A 1,577-nucleotide genomic window follows, 5' to 3' on the forward strand; every position below is an offset into this window, starting at 1 on the left:
CGCCATTAATTATCCTCCTGATTAAAGAATTGGTTTTTTATAATGGTTCCTCGCTGTTTTGTATGGGTGAACTGAATTAAACAACTTTTGAGTTCAGGTAGAATCAAGACCAGTTCCCATACTTTCGCCACGGAGGCAGCAATCATGAATCACTCCACATTGGAAGCAGCGCTCGGCCTATCAGCTCCATGGAAGGTCACCGAAGATCGTTTCTCTGTTAAAGAAAAACGTCTGGATATCACCATCGATTTCGAACCTGGCAGCACATTCACCTGCCCGGACTGTGGAGCGGGAGGCGCCAAAGCACACGATACGCAGGAACGAACATGGCGTCATCTGAACTTCTTTCAACATGAGACCTATCTACATGCCCGGGTTCCACGAGTTGAGTGTCCCCAGGGATGCGGTATCAAGACCGTGGAAGTGCCCTGGACACGCTCCCGCAGCGGCTTCACGGCGCTGTTCGAAGCTCTGATCATGATCATGGCTCGCGAGATGCCTGTGGCGGTCATTGCAGCCATAGTTGGCGAGCACGATACACGCATCTGGCGCGTGCTCCACCATCATGTCGAAGAAGCCCGCAGGGAGGCCGATTTCTCTGAAGTGCGCCGTATCGGCATGGATGAAACGGCCAGTCGCAGGGGACATAACTACATCAGTCTCTTCTTCGATTTGGACGTAAAACGTCTCCTGTACGGGGCGGAAGGGCGCGATCAAGACACCGTCAGTGCCTTCGCAGTCGACCTGAGTGCCCACGGGGGCGACCCCGATCAGGTCCAACAGGTCTGCTGTGATATGTGGCCCGCATATATAAAAGGCGTGAATGCGTCCTTTCCCAATGCGGAGATCACCTTTGATCGATTTCATATTATGAAGATCATGAACCAGGCGGTGGACGAAGTCCGGCGGCAGGAGGCCAAAACCACAGACGTGTTGAAGAAAACGCGCTACCTGTGGCTCAAGAACCCCAACAATCTGACCGGTAAGCAACGTCGAAAGATGGACTCCTTGACGGACCACAACCTGAAGACAGCCAGAGCGTATCAGATCCGCCTGACCCTTCAAGAACTCTTTGAACAACCCGACCGAAAGACGGGGGAAGCTTTCCTGAAGTGCTGGTATTTCTGGGCCACCCACAGTCGCCTGGAACCCATTATTCAGGCCGCAAAGACCATCAAGCGTCATTGGGAAGGAGTCCTCAATTGGTTCGACAGCATGATCACCATTGGATTGCTGGAGGGGTTCAATAGTCTCATCCAGGCTGCTAAGGCACGCGCTCGTGGATATCGAACCAACCGTAATCTCATAACCATGGCCTATCTCATCGCTGGACAGCTTAAGTACAACTTACCCACATGAAACAGCGAGGAGCCTATAATAAATATCAATTTGAAAACCCGGAGACCAGCGGGTTTTTTCAGTTATGTCAAGAATTGTGTATAAATTTACACCTTGGCATACTTGGCTCAACTTCGTTGAGCTTGGCGAAAGCTCCGCTTTCGCAGGTAGAAATGAATTGCTGGCATACTTCGGATGCGGCAAGCACAATACGCTTGCTTGGCGAAAGCGAAGCTTTC

The 1,577-nt window shown here is 51.4% G+C and carries 1 protein-coding gene; it reads left to right on the plus strand.

The window, feature by feature from the left end; genetic code table 11:
• The first annotated feature begins 144 nt into the window (after nt 1-144).
• Nucleotides 145-1,359 carry an ISL3 family transposase gene (locus KOO63_12510; protein ID MBU8922632.1) on the plus strand — a complete coding sequence of 405 codons (1,215 nt, stop codon included), beginning with the start codon at nt 145-147 and terminating at the stop codon, nt 1,357-1,359.
• Nucleotides 1,360-1,577 lie beyond the last annotated feature (218 nt).

The sequence above is a fragment of the Candidatus Latescibacterota bacterium genome (genome assembly GCA_019038625.1).
GTDB lineage: Bacteria > Krumholzibacteriota > Krumholzibacteriia > Krumholzibacteriales > Krumholzibacteriaceae > JAGLYV01.